The sequence below is a fragment of the Streptomyces sp. NPDC030165 genome, from assembly GCF_055573595.1.
This window is the reverse complement of sequence record NZ_JBVIBD010000001.1, coordinates 494868-515559: the sequence shown is the minus strand read 5'-3', so window position 1 is coordinate 515559 and position 20692 is coordinate 494868. Positions and strand designations below refer to the sequence as shown.

At 70.4% G+C, this 20692-nt stretch carries 20 protein-coding genes and 1 pseudogene; 19 read left to right on the top strand and 2 right to left on the bottom strand.

Translation table 11 applies throughout. The features are described 5' to 3' along the window. The first annotated feature begins 441 nt into the window (after positions 1 to 441). The 3 genes from ACZ4Z1_RS02360 to ACZ4Z1_RS02350 all read left to right on the top strand — a co-directional run bounded on the left by ACZ4Z1_RS02360 (position 442) and on the right by ACZ4Z1_RS02350 (position 3915). Positions 442 to 1752: a site-2 protease family protein gene (locus tag ACZ4Z1_RS02360; RefSeq protein WP_468484683.1), complete on the top strand. Its 1311-nt coding sequence runs from the start codon at positions 442 to 444 to the stop codon at positions 1750 to 1752. A 430-nt stretch (positions 1753 to 2182) separates the two neighbouring features. Continuing rightward, on the top strand, positions 2183 to 3091 hold the full coding sequence (locus ACZ4Z1_RS02355; protein ID WP_030595480.1) for a tRNA (adenine-N1)-methyltransferase: 909 nt from the start codon (positions 2183 to 2185) through the stop codon (positions 3089 to 3091). A 233-nt stretch (positions 3092 to 3324) separates the two neighbouring features. Continuing rightward, entirely contained in the window at positions 3325 to 3915 is a 591-nt protein-coding gene (locus tag ACZ4Z1_RS02350; RefSeq protein WP_468484682.1) for a hypothetical protein, read from the top strand. A gap of 15 nt (positions 3916 to 3930) precedes the next feature. On the opposite strand, the gene ACZ4Z1_RS02345 is transcribed toward ACZ4Z1_RS02350, so the two are convergent. Beyond that, a complete protein-coding gene (locus ACZ4Z1_RS02345; protein ID WP_468484681.1) occupies positions 3931 to 4218 on the bottom strand; it encodes a ferredoxin in 288 nt (95 codons plus the stop codon). Positions 4219 to 4459: 241 nt separating this feature from the next. Here ACZ4Z1_RS02345 and arc point away from each other — a divergent pair, with 241 nt between their 5' ends. From arc to prcA, 6 genes and pseudogenes are all read left to right on the top strand, one after another. Then, a complete protein-coding gene (gene arc, locus ACZ4Z1_RS02340; protein WP_365841862.1) occupies positions 4460 to 6226 on the top strand; it encodes a proteasome ATPase in 1767 nt (588 codons plus the stop codon). A gap of 276 nt (positions 6227 to 6502) precedes the next feature. Next, positions 6503 to 8014: a depupylase/deamidase Dop gene (gene dop / locus ACZ4Z1_RS02335; RefSeq protein ID WP_468484680.1), complete on the top strand. Its 1512-nt coding sequence runs from the start codon at positions 6503 to 6505 to the stop codon at positions 8012 to 8014. Between the two features lie 178 nt (positions 8015 to 8192). After that, complete coding sequence (locus tag ACZ4Z1_RS02330; RefSeq protein ID WP_003981605.1) at positions 8193 to 8411, top strand: ubiquitin-like protein Pup; 219 nt, start codon at positions 8193 to 8195, stop codon at positions 8409 to 8411. Positions 8412 to 8661: 250 nt separating this feature from the next. After that, a pseudogene (locus ACZ4Z1_RS02325) lies at positions 8662 to 8841 on the top strand (endonuclease domain-containing protein); the annotation flags it as partial. Further along, positions 8793 to 9638: a proteasome subunit beta gene (prcB, locus tag ACZ4Z1_RS02320; protein ID WP_468484679.1), complete on the top strand. Its 846-nt coding sequence runs from the start codon at positions 8793 to 8795 to the stop codon at positions 9636 to 9638. The pseudogene ACZ4Z1_RS02325 and the gene prcB, both read left to right, overlap by 49 nt. Positions 9639 to 9701: 63 nt before the next feature. Further along, entirely contained in the window at positions 9702 to 10487 is a 786-nt protein-coding gene (gene prcA, locus ACZ4Z1_RS02315) for a proteasome subunit alpha (RefSeq protein WP_468484678.1), read from the top strand. Positions 10488 to 10629: 142 nt separating this feature from the next. Here the strand turns inward: prcA and ACZ4Z1_RS02310 are convergent, their stop codons facing one another. Then, positions 10630 to 11676 carry a LacI family DNA-binding transcriptional regulator gene (locus ACZ4Z1_RS02310; protein WP_468484677.1) on the bottom strand — a complete coding sequence of 349 codons (1047 nt, stop codon included), beginning with the start codon at positions 11674 to 11676 and terminating at the stop codon, positions 10630 to 10632. A 121-nt stretch (positions 11677 to 11797) separates the two neighbouring features. Between ACZ4Z1_RS02310 and ACZ4Z1_RS02305 the strand changes: the two genes are divergently transcribed. From ACZ4Z1_RS02305 to tatC, 10 genes are all read left to right on the top strand, one after another. Further along, complete coding sequence (locus ACZ4Z1_RS02305; protein WP_468484676.1) at positions 11798 to 13066, top strand: MFS transporter; 1269 nt, start codon at positions 11798 to 11800, stop codon at positions 13064 to 13066. A 9-nt stretch (positions 13067 to 13075) separates the two neighbouring features. Continuing rightward, entirely contained in the window at positions 13076 to 14437 is a 1362-nt protein-coding gene (pafA, locus tag ACZ4Z1_RS02300; protein WP_468484675.1) for a Pup--protein ligase, read from the top strand. 189 nt (positions 14438 to 14626) lie between these two features. After that, positions 14627 to 15619 (top strand): FKBP-type peptidyl-prolyl cis-trans isomerase, encoded by a 993-nt coding sequence (locus ACZ4Z1_RS02295; protein WP_468484674.1) that lies wholly within the window; start codon positions 14627 to 14629, stop codon positions 15617 to 15619. A gap of 57 nt (positions 15620 to 15676) precedes the next feature. Beyond that, positions 15677 to 16051 (top strand): FKBP-type peptidyl-prolyl cis-trans isomerase, encoded by a 375-nt coding sequence (locus tag ACZ4Z1_RS02290; protein ID WP_468484673.1) that lies wholly within the window; start codon positions 15677 to 15679, stop codon positions 16049 to 16051. Between the two features lie 208 nt (positions 16052 to 16259). Next, positions 16260 to 17249, top strand: coding sequence for a helix-turn-helix transcriptional regulator (locus tag ACZ4Z1_RS02285; protein ID WP_468484672.1), 990 nt, complete (start codon positions 16260 to 16262; stop codon positions 17247 to 17249). Between the two features lie 21 nt (positions 17250 to 17270). Next, on the top strand, positions 17271 to 18221 hold the full coding sequence (locus tag ACZ4Z1_RS02280; protein ID WP_468484671.1) for a helix-turn-helix transcriptional regulator: 951 nt from the start codon (positions 17271 to 17273) through the stop codon (positions 18219 to 18221). Positions 18222 to 18244: 23 nt separating this feature from the next. After that, the gene (locus tag ACZ4Z1_RS02275; protein ID WP_468484670.1) at positions 18245 to 18505 is read left to right on the top strand and encodes a hypothetical protein; all 261 of its coding nucleotides are present in this window, start codon (positions 18245 to 18247) and stop codon (positions 18503 to 18505) included. Between the two features lie 85 nt (positions 18506 to 18590). Further along, the gene (locus ACZ4Z1_RS02270; protein WP_468484669.1) at positions 18591 to 18791 is read left to right on the top strand and encodes a hypothetical protein; all 201 of its coding nucleotides are present in this window, start codon (positions 18591 to 18593) and stop codon (positions 18789 to 18791) included. Between the two features lie 207 nt (positions 18792 to 18998). After that, a complete protein-coding gene (gene tatA, locus ACZ4Z1_RS02265) occupies positions 18999 to 19292 on the top strand; it encodes a Sec-independent protein translocase subunit TatA (RefSeq protein WP_468484668.1) in 294 nt (97 codons plus the stop codon). A 62-nt stretch (positions 19293 to 19354) separates the two neighbouring features. Further along, entirely contained in the window at positions 19355 to 20329 is a 975-nt protein-coding gene (gene tatC, locus ACZ4Z1_RS02260) for a twin-arginine translocase subunit TatC (protein ID WP_468484667.1), read from the top strand. Positions 20330 to 20692: the final 363 nt, after the last annotated feature.

Below are 20692 nucleotides of genomic sequence, written 5' to 3'. Positions count from 1 at the left end.
TGTCACAGGCCCGCCGGCCTCCCCGGCCCGGCCGGTCGACGTGGCCGCGCCGGTGCCGCCAGTGCCGCCGGTCACGTCGGTGCCGCCGGTCCTACCGGTCGCGCCGCTCTCGTCGGCTGCCGGGGCCTCGCCGGTCACCCCGCCCTGTCCGCCGTCACCGCCTGCACTGCCAGTGCCGCCGTTACCGCCGTTACCGACGCCCGCGGCGGCCGCGGCGTCCGGCCCCGCCTCTTCGGTGCTCGTTCCCATGACACCCGACCCTACGGCCCGCCACTGACAGCTCCCGCAACCGAGGGATCACAATGGGAGACCGAGGCGGGGCGTCGCGAAGCGCTCCGCATACCATCGACGCCAGACCCCTTCGCCCTGCATGATCGACATGCCGTACCGGACAGAAACCGGACGGACAGGAGCGAAGGCCGCAACCGACGAGGGGACGCCGTGGACGAGAGCGGGAAGCCGCAGGACCCCGAGGAGTCCGCGCACCACCGACCGCCCAACCCGCCCGGACCGTCCGACCCGGCCCGCGCCACCGGCCGTACCAGGCCGTCCGGGGACCGCCCCTCCCAGCAGCGCCCGGCCAAGGACGGCCGGGGCCGGCGCACCGGCGGCGGCATCCTCATGGGCCGCCCCTTCGGCGTACCGGTCTACGTGGCCCCCAGCTGGTTCATCGTCGCCGCCCTGATCACCTGGGTCTTCGGCGGCCAGCTCGAACGGGTCCTGCCGGAGCTCGGCGCCGCCCGCTACCTCGTCTCCCTCTTCTTCGCCGTCGCCTTCTACGCCTCGGTGCTCGTACACGAGCTCGCGCACACCATCGCGGCACTGCGCTTCAAGCTCCCGGTACGCCGCATCCAGCTCCAGTTCTTCGGCGGCGTCTCCGAGATCGAGAAGGAGTCCGAGACCCCCGGCCGCGAATTCGTCCTCGCCTTCGTCGGTCCGCTGCTCTCCCTCGCCCTCGCGGGCGTCTTCTACGGCGGCATGAAGGTCGTCGAACCCGGCACCGTACCCGGCGTCCTGCTCGCCGGACTGATGATCTCCAACCTCATCGTCGCCGTCTTCAACCTGCTGCCCGGCCTCCCGCTGGACGGCGGCCGGATGCTCCGCGCCGTCGTATGGAAGGTCACCGGCAAGCCGATGACCGGCACCGTCGCCGCCGCCTGGGTCGGCCGCGCGCTCGCCGTGACCGTCCTGATCGGCCTGCCGCTGCTCACCCACACCGGCGCCCTGGGCAACACCCCCACCGACCTCGGCGGCGCCGACTCGATCACCGACGCGCTGCTCGCCGCGATCCTCGCCGCGATCATCTGGACCGGCGCCGGCAACAGCCTGCGCATGGCCCGCCTGCGCGAACGCCTCCCGGACCTCCAGGCGCGCACCCTCACCCGGCGCGCCGTCCCGGTGGAGGCCGACACTCCGCTGTCCGAGGCGCTGCGACGCGCCAACGACGCGGGCGCCCGCGCCCTGGTCGTCGTGGACCGCGTGGGCCGGCCCACCGCCGTCGTACGGGAGACCGCCATCGTCGGCGTCCCCGAACACCGCCGCCCGTGGGTCGCCGTCAGCGGCCTCGCCCAGGACCTCAAGGACGGCATGCGGGTCTCCGCCGAACTGGCCGGCGAAGACCTCCTGGACTACCTGCGGGCCACCCCCGCCACCGAATATCTGGTGGTCGAGGAGACCGGCGAGATCTACGGCGTCCTGTCCACCGCCGACGTGGAACGCGCCTTCGTAGCCGCCATGGCCCGCCCGTCCTGACCGCCCCACGCCTCACCCCGCCCACCCCGGCCCCGCAGCTTGCCGCCCGCCGCCCTTGGGTAAACCCCCAGTGAGGGAGCGCTCGCGTTCGATTTGCCCCGTAGGGCGGACGGCCGCCCCGCAACCCCGCCCGATCCCGCGGCCGCCGGCCACACGGCCGCCGGCCCTGCGGCCGGTCGGCCCTACCGCCCCAACCCCGAGACGGGTCCTCCTGGCCCCAACCCCGAGACGGGTCCTCCTGGCCCCAACCCCGAGACGGGGCCGTCCAACCCCCGGCTCCGCGCCGGACCCTCCCAGGCCCCGGCCCTTCCCGGCTCCAGCCCACGCAGGCGTCAGCCCCGCCCCGTACCCCGCTCACTCACCCCCACCGTCGCCCTCCACCCCCTCCACCCTGGTACGGAGCACCCCCCGCGCCCGGTAGGCTGGTCACATGTCCGAACCGACCGGTGCCGCCCGCCGTCGCGGGCCCTTCAAGGTCGGGGACCAGGTCCAGCTCACCGATCCCAAGGGACGCCACTACACGTTCACGCTCGAAGAGGGCAAGAGCTTCCACACCCATAAGGGAGCCTTTCCCCACGACGAGCTGATCGGTGCTCCCGAAGGCAGTGTTGTCCGTACCACCGGGAACGTCGCCTACCTCGCGCTGCGCCCGCTGCTCCCCGACTACGTCCTGTCCATGCCCCGCGGTGCCGCCGTGGTCTACCCCAAGGACGCGGGGCAGATCCTGGCGATGGCCGACATCTTCCCCGGCGCCCGCGTCGTCGAGGCGGGGGTGGGTTCCGGCTCGCTCAGCAGCTTCCTGCTGCGCGCCATCGGCGATCAGGGCATGCTGCACAGCTACGAGCGGCGCGCCGATTTCGCCGAGATCGCCACGCAGAACGTCGAGCGGTACTTCGGCGGTCCGCACCCGGCGTGGACACTCACCGTCGGTGACCTCCAGGACAACCTCTCCGACACCGACGTCGACCGGGTCATCCTGGACATGCTCGCCCCCTGGGAGTGCCTGGAGGCCGTCTCCAAGGCGCTCGTCCCGGGCGGCATCCTGTGTGCGTACGTGGCCACGACGACGCAGCTGGCCCGTACCGTCGAGGCCATCCGTGAGCACGGCACCTTCAACGAGCCGTCGGCCTGGGAGACCATGGTCCGCACCTGGCACGTCGAGGGCCTCGCCGTGCGCCCCGACCACCGCATGATCGGCCACACCGGGTTCCTGCTCACCGCCCGCCGCCTCGCGGACGGCGTCGAGCCGCCGCTGCGCCGGCGCCGCCCGGCCAAGGGTGCGTACGGCGAGGACTACACCGGCCCCGGCAGCTCCAGCGGAGGCGCGGAGCGCGGCTGACCGCCGTACGGGCCGGGGAGCGCGGCTGAGCGCCGTACGCCCCCTGTACGCAGCACTCGAACCGTCCGGCGCCGCCGACGAGTTCCCGCCCGCCGGGAACCGTCGGCGGCGCCGTTTCGTTGGGTAGGCGGAGGCCCGGCCGGAATCCGGCCCGAGTGTTCCCCGGCGACCCCGCCCTGTGGAACGATGCTGGGCACTCCCACCGCCACAGCTCTTCACAGGAGTTACCCCGCGTGCAGCTCTCGGCAGGCCAGGACCTTCCGCACACCCGCACCCGCGCCCTGCACTGGCTCGCCACCGCCGCCGCCCTCGCGGCGGTCACAGCGGCCGCGTCCTTCGTCCAGCCTCCTGACGCCACGGCCACCACCGACGCCACGCCCGGCGCCCGCGCGGCCGTCACCGGACCGGCCCCCGACCCCCGCGCCGCCACCTATCCGGTGGACTGCGGACCGAACCGCCTCGACGTGGTCGACAGCGCCACCGGCGACCTCGACGGCGACGGCGCCCCCGAGACCGTCGCCGTGGTGCGCTGCCACACCGAGACGGGCACCCCTCCGAGCGGCGTGTACGTCCTCGCCCGCCCCGCGAAGGGCCAGAAGGGCGGCCCGCGGGTCGCCGCGACGCTCCTGGCGCCCGCGCAGCAGCGCAGCGTGGACGGTATCGCCGTACGCGACGGTGTGATCGCCGCGACACTCCTGGGGTACTCCTCGACCGGCGTGCCGCGCTGCTGCCCGGACGTACGCGAGCGGATCAAGTGGCAATGGAAAGGCGGGAAGTTCGTCCAGAGCGAACTTCCCGCCTCTTCCGGCACCGAGGGTGTGTGATCCGTCACACTGTGTCTAGTCCGCGTCCGGGCCGTAGACCTCCACCTGGTCCGAAACGCGGCGTACGTGGATGCAGTCGCCCGGGCACTCCTTCGCGGAGTCCCGTACGTCATTGAGCAGCGGCAGGGGCACGGGGGTGGTGGCCCCCTTGTCCTGGAGCAGCTCGTCGTCGGCGCTTTTCACATAAGCCAGACCGTCGATGTCGAGTTCGAAGACCTCCGGCGCGTACTGCGCACAGATGCCGTCGCCGGTGCAGAGGTCCTGGTCGATCCAGACCTCCAGTGCTTCGTCCTGCGCCGTCATCTCGCCTGCCGTTCCTGCGTACGTGAATCAAATGGGGCCCACCCTGACGGGTGTTGACCGTCTCGACGATACAACCGTCCGCTTTCTGATGTTGTTGGGTGGGTATCCCCCTGAGGTGAGGACGTGCGCAAGGGTGAAGATCGGACACACCCCGACAGTCTTTTCGATCTAGGGGTTTCAACCTGCACCGGCCCAGGTAGGGTCAGGAAGCGTCCAGCTCCCCTTGGAGGAGGTGAGGACCGTGGCAGCCCACGACGACGACATCAACCGCGGCATCCGGCCGGGGCGGGGGTCTGACGACCCTGCCGGCCAGGTTGCCTATCTCGAGCAGGAGATCGCCGTCCTGCGACGCAAGCTCGCCGACTCTCCGCGTCACACGAGGATTCTCGAAGAGCGGATCGTCGAGCTGCAGACCAACCTGGCCGGCGTTTCGGCACAGAACGAGCGACTCGCCAACACGCTGCGCGAGGCGCGCGACCAGATCGTCGCCCTCAAGGAAGAGGTCGACCGGCTCGCACAGCCGCCGGCCGGCTTCGGCGTCTTCCTGCAGGCGAACGAGGACGGCACGGCCGACATCTTCACCGGAGGCCGAAAACTCCGTGTGAACGTCAGCCCGAGCGTCGACCTCGACGAGCTCCGGCGTGGCCAGGAGGTCATGCTCAACGAGGCGCTCAACGTGGTCGAGGCCATGGAGTACGAGAACGCCGGGGACATCGTCACCCTCAAGGAGATCCTGGAGGACGGCGAGCGCGCCCTGGTCATCGGGCATACCGACGAGGAGCGGGTGGTGAGGCTCGCCGAGCCGCTGCTGGACATCACCATCCGCCCCGGCGACGCCCTGCTCCTGGAGCCCCGCTCCGGCTATGTCTACGAGGTCATCCCCAAGAGCGAGGTCGAGGAGCTCGTCCTCGAAGAGGTCCCGGACATCGACTACACGAAGATCGGCGGTCTGGGCGGCCAGATCGAGATGATCCGCGACGCGGTCGAGCTCCCGTACCTCTACCCGGACCTGTTCAAGGAGCACGAACTGCGCCCGCCCAAGGGCGTGTTGCTCTACGGGCCGCCCGGCTGCGGCAAGACGCTCATCGCCAAGGCGGTCGCCAACTCGCTCGCCAAGAAGGTCGCCGAGGTGACCGGCAAGCCCGCGGGGAAGAGCTTCTTCCTCAACATCAAGGGCCCCGAGCTGCTGAACAAGTACGTCGGTGAGACGGAGCGGCACATCCGCCTCGTCTTCCAGCGGGCCCGGGAGAAGGCGAGCGAGGGTACCCCCGTCATCGTCTTCTTCGACGAGATGGACTCCCTCTTCCGCACCCGCGGCTCCGGGGTCAGCTCGGACGTGGAGAACACCATCGTCCCGCAGCTGCTCTCCGAGATCGACGGTGTGGAGGGCCTGGAGAACGTCATCGTCATCGGCGCCTCCAACCGCGAGGACATGATCGACCCGGCGATCCTGCGCCCCGGCCGGCTGGACGTGAAGATCAAGATCGAGCGTCCGGACGCCGAGGCCGCCAAGGACATCTTCTCGAAGTACCTCACCGAGCGCCTGCCGCTGCACGCCGACGACCTCGGCGAGCACGGCGACTCCCGCAAGGCCGCGGTCAGCGCGATGATCCAGTCGGTCGTCGAGCAGATGTACGCGGAATCCGAGGAGAACCGCTTCCTGGAGGTCACCTACGCCAATGGTGACAAGGAAGTTCTGTACTTCAAGGACTTCAACTCCGGCGCGATGATCGAAAACATCGTCGGACGCGCCAAGAAGATGGCCATCAAGGCATTCCTCGAACACAATCAGAAGGGCCTTCGCGTCTCCCACCTGCTCCAGGCGTGCGTGGACGAGTTCAAGGAGAACGAGGACCTGCCCAACACCACCAACCCGGACGACTGGGCCCGCATCTCCGGCAAGAAGGGCGAGCGGATCGTTTACATCCGCACCCTGGTCACCGGCAAGCAGGGCGCGGACACCGGCCGCTCCATCGACACGGTGGCGAATACCGGCCAATACCTGTAACACCGCCGACCGGCTGCGGATGTCCTGCACGGGGCGTCCGCAGCCGGACGCATTTCCGGGGCCGCGCGGGTGATCCCCGGAAGGCAGCGACGGAGCAGGTGAAAACCGGACTGGAGCAATGACTGTAATGATCTCCCCAGCGCCGCAAAGGCGTTCTAGGCTCTTCGGTACCGCCGCGTCGCGCACTGCGGAAGCGGGGGCCGCACACGGACCGGAAGCGCAGCGGTACTTGAGCGCCGACCCCATCCGGGGGCGCCGCCGGGCAAGGAGGGCCGCATGACCGTACGGCGAGTAATGGGAATCGAGACGGAGTACGGGATCTCCGTCCCCGGCCACCCGAACGCCAATGCCATGCTCACCTCGTCCCAGGTCGTCAACGCGTACGCGGCGGCGATGCACCGGGCGCGACGCGCCCGCTGGGACTTCGAGGAGGAGAACCCGCTGCGGGACGCCCGAGGCTTCGACCTCGCCCGCGAGAACGCCGACGCCAGCCAGCTCACCGACGAGGACATCGGGCTGGCCAATGTGATCCTCACCAACGGGGCACGTCTGTACGTCGACCACGCGCATCCGGAGTACAGCTCGCCGGAGGTCACCAACCCGCGCGACGCGGTGCTGTGGGACAAGGCCGGCGAGCGCATCATGGCCGAGGCCGCCGAGCGCGCGGCCCAGGTCCCCGGCGCCCAGCCCATCCACCTCTACAAGAACAACACCGACAACAAGGGCGCCTCGTACGGCACGCACGAGAACTACCTGATGAAGCGGGAGACCCCGTTCTCGGACATCGTGCGCCACCTGACGCCCTTCTTCGTCTCCCGCCAGGTCTTCGCCGGAGCCGGCCGCGTCGGCATCGGGCAGGACGGCCACGAGCACGGCTTCCAGATCAGCCAGCGCGCCGACTACTTCGAGGTCGAGGTCGGCCTGGAGACCACCCTCAAGCGGCCCATCATCAACACCCGCGACGAGCCGCACTCCGACGCCGAGAAGTACCGCAGGCTGCACGTGATCATCGGGGACGCGAACCTCTCCGAGATCTCCACCTACCTCAAGCTGGGCACGACCGCGCTGGTCCTGTCCATGATCGAGGACGGTTTCATCGCCGTCGACCTCGCCGTCGACCAGCCCGTACGCGCCCTCCACCAGGTCTCCCACGACCCGGCCCTGCGCCACCTGATCACCCTGCGCAGCGGCCGGACCCTGACCGCCGTACAACTCCAGATGGAGTACTTCGAGCTGGCGCGCAAGTACGTGGAGGACCGGCTCGGCGCCGACGCCGACGAGCAGACCAAGGACGTCCTGGCCCGCTGGGAGGACGTGCTGGGGCGCCTGGAGCACGACCCGATGAGCCTGTCCGGCGAGCTGGACTGGGTGGCCAAGCGGGAGCTGATGGAGGGCTACCGGCGCCGGGACGGCGTGGAGTGGGACGCGGCCCGCCTGCACCTGGTCGACCTCCAGTACGCCGACGTGCGGGCCGACAAGGGCCTGTACAACCGCCTGGCGGCCCGCGGCAAGATGAAGCGGCTGCTGACGGACGCCGACGTCGCGCGGGCGGTCCAGGCGCCGCCGGAGGACACCCGGGCGTACTTCCGCGGCCGGTGCCTGGAGCAGTACGCGGACGACGTGGCCGCGGCCTCCTGGGACTCGGTGATCTTCGATCTGCCGGGCCGTGACTCTCTGCAACGGGTGCCGACGCTGGAACCGCTGCGCGGCACCCGCAACCACGTCAAGGAGCTGCTCGACCGGTGCCGTACGGCCGAGGACCTGGTACGGGTCCTTTCCGGAGGGTGACCGAAGGCCCGATCGGGCACCCGATCCGGGGCTGAAATCTCCCCCGGGCGGGAATCATCGGGGTGACTCCCGGACGTTGCACGAAGACGAACAGGAACAGGGCCGATGTCAGACCTTGCTTGTAGGGTCTGATCTTGACAGTCACATCGAGCGGGGCGAACCGAGCGGGGTGAGGGACATGGCGACCAAGGACACCGGCGGCGGACAGCAGAAGGCGACGCGTTCGACCGAGGAGGTCGAGGAGCAGTCGCAGGACGCGCAGGCCGCGGACGATCTCAAGGAGCGGCAGGAGAAGCTGTCGGACGACGTCGACTCCGTGCTGGACGAGATCGACGACGTGCTCGAAGAGAACGCCGAGGATTTCGTGCGGAGCTTCGTGCAAAAGGGCGGACAGTAACGGGGTGCCGGATCCCGTCGGAAGCCGGTGCGGGCGCAGCGGGCCACCGTTTGCGCACGCTGTGCGTCCGCACCGGCCTGACGGGCTCCGGCTCCGGGGGCGTGCGGCCGCGGTGCTGCCGCGCGTTCCCGGTGCCGCCGGTGCGTGCTCGCCGAGCGCGTACGAGCAGGCCGTCCCGGGGGATGGCGCACGGCCGCGGGGGCCGGGAGGCGAAGGGCCGCCGCAGCCGTGGTCCGTCCGTTCCCGCGTGCATGTGGATCATGACCGCAGGACAGGTAAGGTCCGGGACGTACTGTGCTTCAGCTGCAACGCAGCGCTGGGCCAATTCAAGGATCGGCCGGACGTCTTGGGGCGGGCGGCCGAATATCCGGAAGGAAACGTGTGGAAGCCAACACTCGTCACGCCGGGCATCTACCAGCTGCCTTCCTGACGCCCGGGTCGTCGTCGTTCATGGATTTCCTCGGGGAGCACTCGCCGGAGCTGCTGCCGGGCCGGCGCCCGCCGCTGCCCGTGCAGGGTGCCATCGAGGCGCCGCACGGCACGACGATCGTCGCGGCGTCGTTCCCCGGCGGCGTGGTGCTCGCCGGTGACCGCCGCGCGACGATGGGCAACGTCATCGCGCAGCGCGACATCGAGAAGGTCTTCCCGGCCGACGAGTACTCGGCCGTCGGCATCGCCGGCACGGCCGGTCTCGCGGTCGAGATGGTCAAGCTCTTCCAGTTGGAGCTGGAGCACTTCGAGAAGGTCGAGGGCGCCCAACTCTCCCTGGAGGGCAAGGCGAACCGCCTCTCCACGATGATCCGCAGCAATCTCGGCATGGCCATGCAGGGTCTGGCCGTGGTGCCGCTGTTCGCCGGCTGGGACGTGGACCGCGAGAAGGGCCGGATCTTCTCGTACGACGTGACCGGCGGGCGCTCGGAGGAGCACGGCTTCGCCTCGACCGGCTCCGGCTCGGTCTTCGCGCGCGGCGCCCTCAAGAAGCTCTACCGCGAGGACTTCACGGAGAACCAGGCCGCCACGGCGGTGGTCCAGGCGCTGTACGACGCCGCGGACGACGACTCGGCGACCGGCGGCCCCGACATGGCCCGCCGGATCTACCCGATCGTCACGGTGATCACCGAAGAGGGCTTCAAGCGGTACACCGAGGCCGAGGTGTCGGAGATCGCCCGCGCCATCCACGAGCGGCGGCTCGACCAGCCGGACGGCCCGCGCGCCGCGCTGCTCTGAGGACGGGAGACCGCCATGCACGCGCCATTGAGAGAGTCATTGACAGAAAGGGACGGGTAGCCGGTGTCGACGCCGTTCTATGTCTCACCCCAGCAGGCCATGGCCGACCGGGCGGAGTACGCCCGCAAGGGCATCGCGCGCGGCCGCAGCGTCGTGGTGCTGCAGTACGCCGACGGCGTGGTCTTCGTCGCCGAGAACCCCTCCCGTGCCCTGCACAAGGTCAGCGAGATCTATGACCGCATCGCTTTCGCGGCGGTCGGCAAGTACAACGAGTTCGAGAACCTGCGCATCGGCGGCGTGCGCTACGCCGACCTGCGCGGCTATACCTACGACCGCGCGGACGTGACCGCGCGCGGCCTTGCCAATGTCTACGCCCAGACCCTCGGCTCGATCTTCTCCAGTGCCGCCGAGAAGCCCTACGAGGTGGAGCTGATCGTCGCGGAGGTGGGCAACGCCCCCGAGGACGACCAGATCTACCGGCTGCCGCACGACGGTTCGATCGTGGATGAACACGGTTCGGTCGCGGTGGGCGGCAACGCCGATCAGATCAGCAGCTACCTCGATCAGCGGCACCGCGACGGCATGACGCTGGGCGAGGCGCTGAAGCTGGCCGTCGAGTCGCTCTCGCGCGACAACAACGGCGGCGAACGCGCCCTGTCCGCCGACCAGTTGGAGGTCGCGACCCTGGACCGCACGCGTCCGCAGCAGCGGAAGTTCAAGCGGATCCTGGGCCGCCAGCTCTCCCGGCTGCTGGAGGGGGACGGCGCCGCGGCCCCCGAGGGAGCCACGGAGGAGTCGTCGGACTCCGCGGACACGTCCGGTTCCGAGGGCGGTTCCGGCACGTCGTGACGCGACGCGGGCGGCGTGCGCAGTGCCGTAGGCCGCCCGCGTGACGGACGCGCCGCCGTCCGCCCGGCCCCGGGCCTCGACGCGCCCCGGTGGGTACACCCGCCGGGGCGCGCCGCGTTCCGGCGCCGGGCAGTCCCGCTCCCTACGGCGGCGGCGCCGTCGAGCCGCGCACGAGCAGCTCGACGGGCAGCGTCACGGGCTCGGGCACCCCGCCCTCCAGGACGGTCATCAGGGCACGCATCCCGGCCGCGCCGGCTTCCTCGGCGGGCAGCCGTACGGTCGTCAGCTCCGGCTCCACGGCCGTGGCCAGCGCCAGGTCGTCGATGCCGGTGACGGAGACGTCCTCGGGCACCCGCAGGCCCAGCCGGCGCGCGGCCTTGCAAGCGCCCGCCGCCAGGAGGTCGTCGTCGCACAGCAGGGCGGTCGGGCGGGGCCCCGGCCGGGTCAGCGCCGCGTGGGCCGCGTGCAGGCCCGCTTCCACGCTCAGCGCGGCGGGTTCGGTGCGTACGTCCGCGTCCGGGACGCCGCGCAGCGCCCCGGCGAAGGCGGCGGACCGTACGTGGAAGGTCCAGGAGTCGACGGCCGCGGCGAGGTGGGTGATGCGGCGGTGGCCCAGGGTGAGCAGGTGTTCGGTGAGCCGCCGGACCCCGTCGGCGATGTCGGGGTTGACGGTCGCGGTGGCCTGGGCGTCGTCCGGGTCGCTGTCGAGCATGACCAGCGGCAGCTCCTCGCCGCGCATGGCGGTCAGGGCGTCGCTGGCCATGGAGGAGGCGATGACGCCGTCGAGCGCCGCGCGGGCCGAGTCGAAGGGGTCACGGGCCGGGCCGATGCCCTCGGGGGAGGGGTACAGGACGACGCCGAAGCCGTGGTCGGCGGCGACCCGGGCCGCGCCGGTGTAGACGCGGGCGAAGTATTCGCTGGTCAGGGCGGGGATGACGAGCAGGGCGGTCCGGGTGCGGCCCATCCGCAGGCTGCGCGCGGCGAGGTTGGGGCGGTAGCCGAGGTCGCGGGCGGCGGCGCGTACCGCGTCGGCCTTGTGCGGTGAGACCCGGCCGCGCCACTTGCCGCCGAGCACCAGCGAGACGGCGGCCTGCGAGACCCCGGCGGCGCGCGCGACGTCGCGGCTGGTGACGCGGGGTGTGGTGGCCGTGCCGGGGCGTGCTGCTGTCGGGTGCTCGTGGGCGGTCACCGGGGCCGGACTCCTCGCGTCGTACGTCGCGGTGTGGACCCGCGGGTTGTGCCCATGGTACGTATGACGCCGCACGTTATACGTAACACTTCCTGGCCGCGCCAGGGGAATAGGGGCGGACATGGCCGCTGGGTACGCGGAGCTGCTCGGGACGCGCCACGCGGCCCGGCTGCTGGCCGGAACGCTGACAGGCCGGCTGCCGAACGCGACCGGACCACTCGCCGTCGTGCTCTTCACCCGCGCCGAGGGCGGCGGCTACGTCCTCGCGGGCGTGCTCTCCGCCGTCTACGGGGTGTGCAACGCGATCGGCCAGCCGCTCCTGGGGCGGGCGGTGGACGTGTACGGGCAGCCGCGCGTGATGCTGCCCTCCGCGGTGATCTCCGCGCTGGGCATGGCGCTGCTGGCGGTGGCCGGCCTCGATCCGCTGCCCGTGGCGTACGCGGCCATGGTGGTCGCCGGGTTCTTCACGCCTCCTCTGGAGGGCGGGCTGCGGGCGCTGTGGCCGGGTGTGCTCAAGCGCGCGGACCGGGTCCACGCCGCGTACGCGCTGGACGCGGTGGCGCAGGAAGTGCTGTTCGCCGTGGGTCCGTTGCTGGTGACGACGTGCGTGGCGCTCTGGTCTGAGCGGTGGGCGCTGCTGGTGATCAACGTGATCGGGGTGCTCGGCGCGCTCTCCGTGGTCGTCTCCCCGCCCTCGCGGCAGTGGCGCAGCGCGCCGCGCGAGGCGCACTGGCTCGGGGCCCTGCGGTCGTCCGGGATGCTGGTGCTGATCGCCTCGTTCTTCTTCGTCGGGCTGGCGCTGGGATCGATCGCGGTGGCGGCGGTCGCGTACGCCGACGAGCACGGTGGCGGCATGGTCTCCAGCTACCTGCTGTCCGCGCTCGGCGTCGGCGCCCTGGTGGGCGGGGTGGTGTACGGCGCGCGGCAGTGGCCGGGGCATCCGGAGAACCGGCTGCGGCTGCTGGTGGCGCTGCTGGCGCTGGGGTACCTGCCGCTGGTACTGACGCCGGGTGTGGTGGGAATGACGCTGCTGACAGGTGTGTCCGGGGTGTTCCTGGCGCCCGCGCTGGCGTGCGCGTTCGTGGTCGTGGACGGGCACGCGCCCAGGGGGACGGTCACCGAGGCGTTCTCCTGGCTGGTGACGACGTTCGGGGTCGGGTCCGCGCTGGGGATGACGGTGGTCGGGCCCGCGGTGGAGCGGGGCGGCCCCGCCGCCGGGTTCGGTGTGGCGGGGGCGGGCGGTGTGGCCGCGCTGCTCGTACTCGTGTCGACAAAGCGCTTTCTTTCCCCTGGTGGACGGGGTGTCATGAGCGGTGCTGCGCAGGTCACGGCGGAAAATGATCGGAACGAGGCTGCCCAACCCGGTTTCAGAGCAGGGCATCAGGCGTAATGTTCAGTCATGGACCGCCGCATTTTCGGGCTGGAGAACGAGTACGGCGTCACGTGCACGTTCAGGGGACAGCGCCGACTGTCTCCTGACGAAGTGGCGCGGTACCTCTTCCGCCGTGTCGTGTCATGGGGCCGCAGCAGCAATGTCTTCCTGCGGAACGGCGCCCGCCTGTACCTGGACGTGGGATCGCACCCGGAATACGCAACCCCCGAGTGCGACAACGTGACCGAACTGGTCACCCACGACAAGGCCGGTGAGCGCATTCTCGAAGGTCTGCTGGTCGACGCCGAGCGCCGCCTGCACGAGGAGGGAATCGCGGGCGACGTCTATCTCTTCAAGAACAACACCGATTCCGCCGGAAACTCCTATGGTTGCCACGAAAACTATCTCGTGGCCCGGCACGGGGAGTTCTCCCGGCTCGCGGACATTCTCATCCCGTTCCTGGTGACCCGTCAGCTGCTGTGCGGCGCCGGCAAGGTCCTGCAGACACCGCGCGGGGCCGTGTACTGCGTGAGCCAGCGCGCCGAGCACATCTGGGAGGGCGTCTCCTCCGCGACGACCCGCTCCCGTCCCATCATCAACACCCGCGACGAACCGCACGCCGACGCGGAGCGCTACCGCCGGCTGCACGTCATCGTCGGCGACTCCAACATGTCCGAGACGACCATGCTGCTGAAGGTCGGCGCCACCGATCTCGTGCTGCGCATGATCGAGGCGGGCACGGTCATGCGCGACCTGACCCTGGAGAACCCGATCCGGGCCATCCGTGAGGTCAGTCACGACATAACGGGCCGGCGAAAGGTGCGGCTGGCCAGCGGCCGGGAGGCATCGGCCCTGGAGGTCCAGCAGGAGTACTACGAAAAGGCGGTGGACTTCTGCGAACGGCGCGGTATCCGTACGGGCATGGTCGAACAGGTCCTGGAATTGTGGGGCCGTACGCTCGAAGCCGTCCGCGACGAGGAACTCGACCGCATCGCCACCGAGATCGACTGGGTGATGAAGTACCAGCTCATCGAGCGCTACCGGGCGAAGAACAACATCACCATGTCGCATCCGCGGGTCGCGCAGATAGACCTCGCATATCACGACATCCACCGCCGCCGGGGCCTTTACTACCTCCTGGAGCGGAAGGGCCAGGCGGCCCGTATCTGCAACGACTTGAAGATCTTCGAAGGCAAGTCGGTGCCGCCGCAGACCACCCGGGCCCGGCTGCGCGGTGACTTCATCCGCCGGGCGCAGGAGCAGCGCCGCGATTTCACCGTCGACTGGGTGCATCTGAAGCTCAACGACCAGGCGCAGCGCACGGTGCTGTGCAAGGACCCGTTCCGGTCCGTGGACGACCGGGTGGAGAAGCTGATCGCCGGGATGTGAGTCCGGCTCGTCACCGTATCCGGTGCGTCACCGGATACGGTGACCGCCGGACGTGGCTGTGCCGGGAGCCCTTGCGCTCCCGGCACATTCCTGTATTACGCGGTTGTGTTGCTCATGGAAATGCACCCAGGGTCAGGTCGTAGAGTGGCGGGCATTGCCCACCCACCCCACGACCCCGAGTTGGACTTCATGAACCTCACGAAGAACACCCGCCGCGCCGCCGCCGCGGCGCTGACCGTGCCCCTCCTGCTGTTCACCGCCGCCTGTGGGTCCGATGACGGCAAGGGCTCGTCGGCCTCCGCGGTCGCCAAGGTGGAGGGGAAGCCCGGGGAGCAGCCCAAGATCACCGTACCGAAGGACGCCAAGGCGCCCGACGAGGCGGTCACCAAGACGCTGACCGAGGGCAAGGGCGCGACGGTCAAGAAGGGCGACTACGTGCGCCTGGACTTCGCGGCGCAGACCATGAAGACCGGCCAGAACCTCGGCAGCACCTGGACCAAGCAGCCCGGCGCGGACGCCAAGGCGCCGCGGACGCAGATCGTCGGCGAGGTCAGTGACCAGCCGACCCAGCAGCAGCTGCCGCAGAAGGTGATGGAGGCGGTCGCGGGCCAGAAGGTCGGCAGCCGCTTCGAGGTCGAGGGCACGGCCAAGGCGCTGGTCGGCGAGAACCTGAACCCGCAGTCCGGCATCAAGCCGGAGGACGGCCTGGTGTGGGTCGTGGACGTGGTCGCCGCGGGCAAGGCGGACAAGAAGGGCAAGTCCGACGGCGAGCAGGCGGCGCCGGAGGAGGGCATGCCCGAGGTGAAGGCCGAGGGCGAGAAGGCCGCGACGATCTCCATTCCCAAGGGGGAGAAGGCACCGGCCGACCTCAAGGAGCAGGTCCTCATCAAGGGCAAGGGCCCGAAGGTGAAGGCCGGTGACGGGCTGATCGCGCAGTACACGGGTGTGAAGTGGGAGGACGGCAAGAAGTTCGACTCCTCCTGGGACCACGGCGGGGCGACCGCCTTCCAGATCGGCACCGGCGCCGTCGTCAAGGGCTGGGACCAGGCGCTGGTCGGCAAGAACGTCGGTGACCGGGTGGAGATCGTGATCCCGCCGAAGCTGGGTTACGGTGCCAATCCGCAGAGCGAGCTGGCGAAGAACACCCTCGTGTTCTCCGTCGACATCGTCGGCACCGTCTGACCTTGATCTGCCAGACTGTGCACGTAGCTGTGCAGATTCTTTCGTAGGAGCACTTTCGTGAACATCGACAAGCCCGAGATCGACTTCCCTGAGGGCCCGGTCCCCACCGACCTGGAGATCGTGGACCTGTGGGAGGGTGACGGGCCGGTCGCCAAGGCCGGGGACTTCGTCAAGGTCCACTATGTCGGAGTCTCCTTCAGCTCCGGCGAGGAGTTCGACGCGAGCTGGAACCGCGGCAAGCCGCTGGAGTTCCAGCTCGGTGCCGGCCAGGTCATCGCCGGCTGGGACCAGGGCGTGCAGGGCATGAAGGTCGGCGGCCGCCGCCGGCTGACCATCCCCCCGCACCTGGCCTACGGCGACACGGGCGCCGGCGGCGGCCGGATCGCCCCGGGCGAGACGCTGATCTTCGTCTGTGACCTGATGTCCGTCTGAGGACCACAGCGGCCGGCCGTGGCACAGCGGCGCCCGGCACGCACCGAGGGCCCGTGCCACACCCGGCACGGGCCCTCACCCTTCGCCCTCCGGCACCCGCGGCCCCCGCCGCCTCGTCTTTGGCCTTCACCGACCGGACCCTCGGCTTTGCCGCAGGTCCCCGGAGCGGTACGGTCATCGGTCGGGAGTCCGACAAGAAAGGGCGTCGATGGCCATTGCCAAGGCCGAGCGGCTGATGAATCTGGCGCTGTGCCTTCTGGGTACCCGTCGCCCGCTGACCAAACGTGAACTGCGGTCCTCCATCGAGGCGTACGTCGAGACGTTCGGCACCGGGGACGCCGGTACGGGCAGCGACGACTCCTTCAACCGGATGTTCGAGCGCGACAAGGACGACCTGCGCGAACTGGGCCTGGTCATCGAGACCGTCGAAGGACTCGACGGAGAGACCGGCTACCTCGCGCGCCGCGACAGCAACCGCCTCCCCCCGATCACCCTGGACGCGGCCGAGGCCGCCGCCCTGGGACTCGCCGCCAAGATCTGGCAGCAGGCCCGGCTGGCCGGCGCCGCCAGCGGCGCGCTGCAGAAGCTGCGCGCGGCCGGTGTCCCCTTCCAGGACGACGGCACCTTCGAGGCACAGCAGCCCCACAGTGCCCTCGAACCCCGCATCCCCGCCCACGAGGCCGCCTTCGAGCCGCTGATGCTCGCCTGCCGCGACCGCCGGCCCGTCGTCTTCGACTACCGCAAGTCCACCGCCGCCCGCCCCGAGCAGCGACAGGTGGAACCGTGGATACTGGAATGCTGGCGCGGCCACTGGTACCTCGCCGGCTGGGACCGCGAACGGCAGGCCGAACGCGTCTTCCGGCTCTCCCGCATCACCGGCAAGGTCCGCTCCCGCCAGGGGAAGTTCACCGCCGAGGTACCCGACCACGTCACGGTCCGCGAGACCGTGGAGAGCTGGGCCGGCGAGACCGCCACCGGCACCGCCCGCATCAGACTGCGCACCGACCACGGCTACCCACTGCGCGCCCGCGCGCTGAGCATCCGCGAGGTGGGCGACGGCTGGGACGAGCTGGAGATCCCGTACGGACACGGACTCGACGCCTGGCTGGTCGAGTTCGGCCCCGACGTGGTCGTACTGGAACCCGCCGAGCTGCGGGCCGACGTCGTGGACCGGCTGCGCGCCGTGGCCAAGGGCTGAGAGGGACGGGACGCACACTCCATGGCTACCAACGCCATCGACCAGACCCGGCGGATGCTGTCGCTGGTGACCTACCTGCGCGAGCGCCCCGGCGCCCGGGTCTCCGACGTCGCCCGCGCCTTCGGCATCACCGAGGACGAGCTGATCGCCGACCTCGACGTACTGCCGATGTGCGGTACCAGCTTCCGCGGCGGCGACCTGCTCGACATCGACACCGACGGTGACCGCATCTGGTGGCACAACCCCGACGACGTCGCCGAACCGCTGCGTCTCGCCGCCGACGAGGCCACCGCCCTGCTGGTCGCCGCCCGCGCCGTGGCCACCCTGCCCGGCCTGCGCGAGGGCGACCGGCAGGCGCTGCTGCGCGCCACCGCCAAACTGGAGGCCGCGGCGGGCGAGGCGGCCGGCGCCAGCTCCCGGGTCTCGGTCACCTTCGAGTCCGAGGGCGGCGTCTTCGCCGACGTCGACCGGGCGATCGCCGAGCGCCGACGGCTGTGGCTGCGCTACTACTCGCCCGCGCGCGACGAGCTGACCGAGCGCGAGGTCGACCCGATCCGGCTGTTCGCGGTCGGCCACACCTACGTCGAGGCGTGGTGCCGGCTCTCGGAAGCCCGCCGTACCTTCCGGCTCGACCGGGTCGCCGAGATCAAACTGCTGGACGCCCCCTCCGACCCGCCGCCCGTCGAACTGCGTGACCTGTCCGAAGGGCTCGTCCAGCCCGCCGCCGAGGACCCCGAGGTCGTCATCGAGGTGGCCCCCGGCGGCCGCTGGGTGGCCGAGTACTACCCGCACGACAGCGCCGAGGAACTGCCGGACGGCGGCCTGCGCATCACCCTGCGCACCCCCGACCCCGCCTCCCTGCGGCGGCTCGCGCTGCGCTTGGGCCGGGACGGCCGGATCGTCTCTCCCCAGGCGCTCGCCGACAGCGCACGGCAGGCGTCCCGGCAGGCCCTCGCCGCGTACGGCGAGTAGCGCGCGAGAGGGCGGCGGCAACGATGACGACGACCACGGCAGGCGCGATGACCACGACCCTGACCGGCCCGGTGCTCTTCAAGGCGGCCTGCCCCGACTGCCGCGGCCGCTTCGAGCTGGCGTCGGACGCGCTACGCCTGGCCATCGGCGGCAGCAGCCGTACCACCTTCTACTCCTTCACCTGCCCGGACTGCGGCAACGCGGTCCGCAAGCCGGCGGGGGAGCGGATCATCGAGCTGCTCACGGGGGGCGGGGTGCGGACGTTGCGGTTGCATGCGGGCTGAGAGCCGGCGTCCGCGTCCCCGGCGGGCGCCCCGCGCCGCCACCCCGTCCCTGCCCGTACCTCACCCGCCCCGATAGGCTCGTTCCATGCTCTGGCCCATGATCGCTGTCGTCCTCGGCTTCCTCGGCCTCGCGGTGCTCGGCATCCTCGCCGTCCGCGTCTTCGTGGAGGTACGGCGGCTGGCCCGCCAGGTGGGAGAGACCTCCGAGCGCATCCAGCGGGCCGCCGAGGATCTGGAACGCGCGGCGACGCCGCTGGCCGCCCGGGGCGGAAGAGCAAAGGGATGACGCGCTCTGCTCACTCGCACGCGCGACCGGTACGCTGCTGAAGCGGACCGAAGAGCGAGGCACCGGCCCGCAACCGGGAGTATGCGCGGAGATTGTCCAGCGTTCGCCGCCGCGCGTTACGATCGCTGCTGGCACGGCGGACGGACATATGTCCGATCTGTCGAGCAGCCCCAGCCCCCAGCCGCCTCGGTGAGAAGGTACCCAGTAATGTTCGGAAAGATCGGTGTCCCCGAGATCCTCCTCATCCTCGTAGTCGTCCTGCTGCTGTTCGGCGCGAAGAAGCTCCCCGAGATGGCCCGTTCGCTCGGCAAGTCCGCGCGCATCCTCAAGAGCGAGGCCAAGGCGATGAAGTCGGAGGGCACGGACTCGCAGTCGGCCCCGTCCGACCCGCCGAACCCGAACGGCCAGCAGGAGGCCCCCCGGACGATCCAGGCCGCTCCCGGCGACGTCAACAGCGGACGGCCGGTCGCCCAGCCGTCCGACACGAGCACCAAGCGCTGACCGAGGGCCCGGACGGGGCAGGGGTGTCGGCCACTGCCTCTCGTACGAGATGAGGACGTGGGGTGCTCAAGTCCGCCCTTCAGAAGAACCGCAAAGAGAAGGACCCCGAGGGGCGTATGCCGCTCGTGGAACATCTGCGTGAGCTGCGCAACCGGCTCGCCAAGTCGGTCCTGGCCATTCTGATCGCCACGATCGTCTGTGCGTTCTTCTACGGCGAGATCATCAACTTCATCACCAAGCCGGTCCTGCAGGCCGTCGGCTGTGATGCGCTCTTCACCGATCTCGCCAAGCAGCAGAAGGGCACCTGTGCCCGCATCGTCATGCTGGACCTGCTCGGGCCGTTCGCGCTGGCCCTGAAGGTCTCCCTGATGGGTGGCGTGATCCTGGCCAGCCCGGTCTGGCTATACCAGCTGTGGGCCTTCCTCGCGCCCGGCCTGCACCGCCACGAGAAGAAGTACTCCCTCGGCTTCGTCGCCACCGGCTTCCCGCTCTTCGTCGTCGGCGCCTACTTCGCCTACATGGTGCTGCCGACCACTGCCAGGGTGCTGCTGGAATTCACACCGGTCGGCGTGGATAACCTGCTGCCGCTGGACAAGCTGCTCGACCTGGTCACCCGTATGTTCGTGGTCTTCGGCCTGTCTTTCGAGCTGCCGCTGGTGCTGGTGATGCTCAACTTCGGCGGGGTTCTCACCGCCGCCAGGATGCGTGGCTGGTGGCGCGGCATGGTGATGGGCATCACCGTCTTCTCGGCCATCGCCACCCCGAGCACCGACCCGCTGACGATGATCGCCCTGGCCGCGCCCATCTGCCTTCTGTATGCCGCAGCCGTGGGGATCGCCATGATGAACGACTCCCGCAGGCAGCGCCGGCAGGCGGAGGGCCCGGCCGACGACGAGGCGTCCGAGCTGGACCTGACGCCCGCCGACATCGGCGACGTCGAGCCGGTCACCGGTCACCGGATGCTCCCGGAGCAGGCCGGCGGCGCTGCGCAGGGTGAGCGGTCTCCGCGGCGCGATGGGTACGACGACGCGACGTGATGCCCGAGAGGGCAAGGGAAAGGGGCGGGGAGCCGGCTGGGCTCCCCGCCCCTTTCCTGTCGGCCCGCCGTTGTCAGTGGGCGCAAGGCGGGCGTCGCATCAGCAGTACTTGATGCTCCGCAGCGTGCCGGTGCCCTTGTGGTAGTGGCTCTTCTTCGGCTTGACGGTGATGCAGTCGCTGTCCCACCACCAGCGCTCGTCGCTGCCTTCCCCTCCGTCGGGGCTCGGATCGCCCCGCTCGACTGTGCGGCAGGCGACCGGCGCATCTGGTCGACGGTGCAGGCCGGGATGTGACGCCGGGCCGCGGAATGATCACCGCGAAGGTAACAGGGGGAAAGTTCGGTTTTCTTTGCCGAGGTGTTC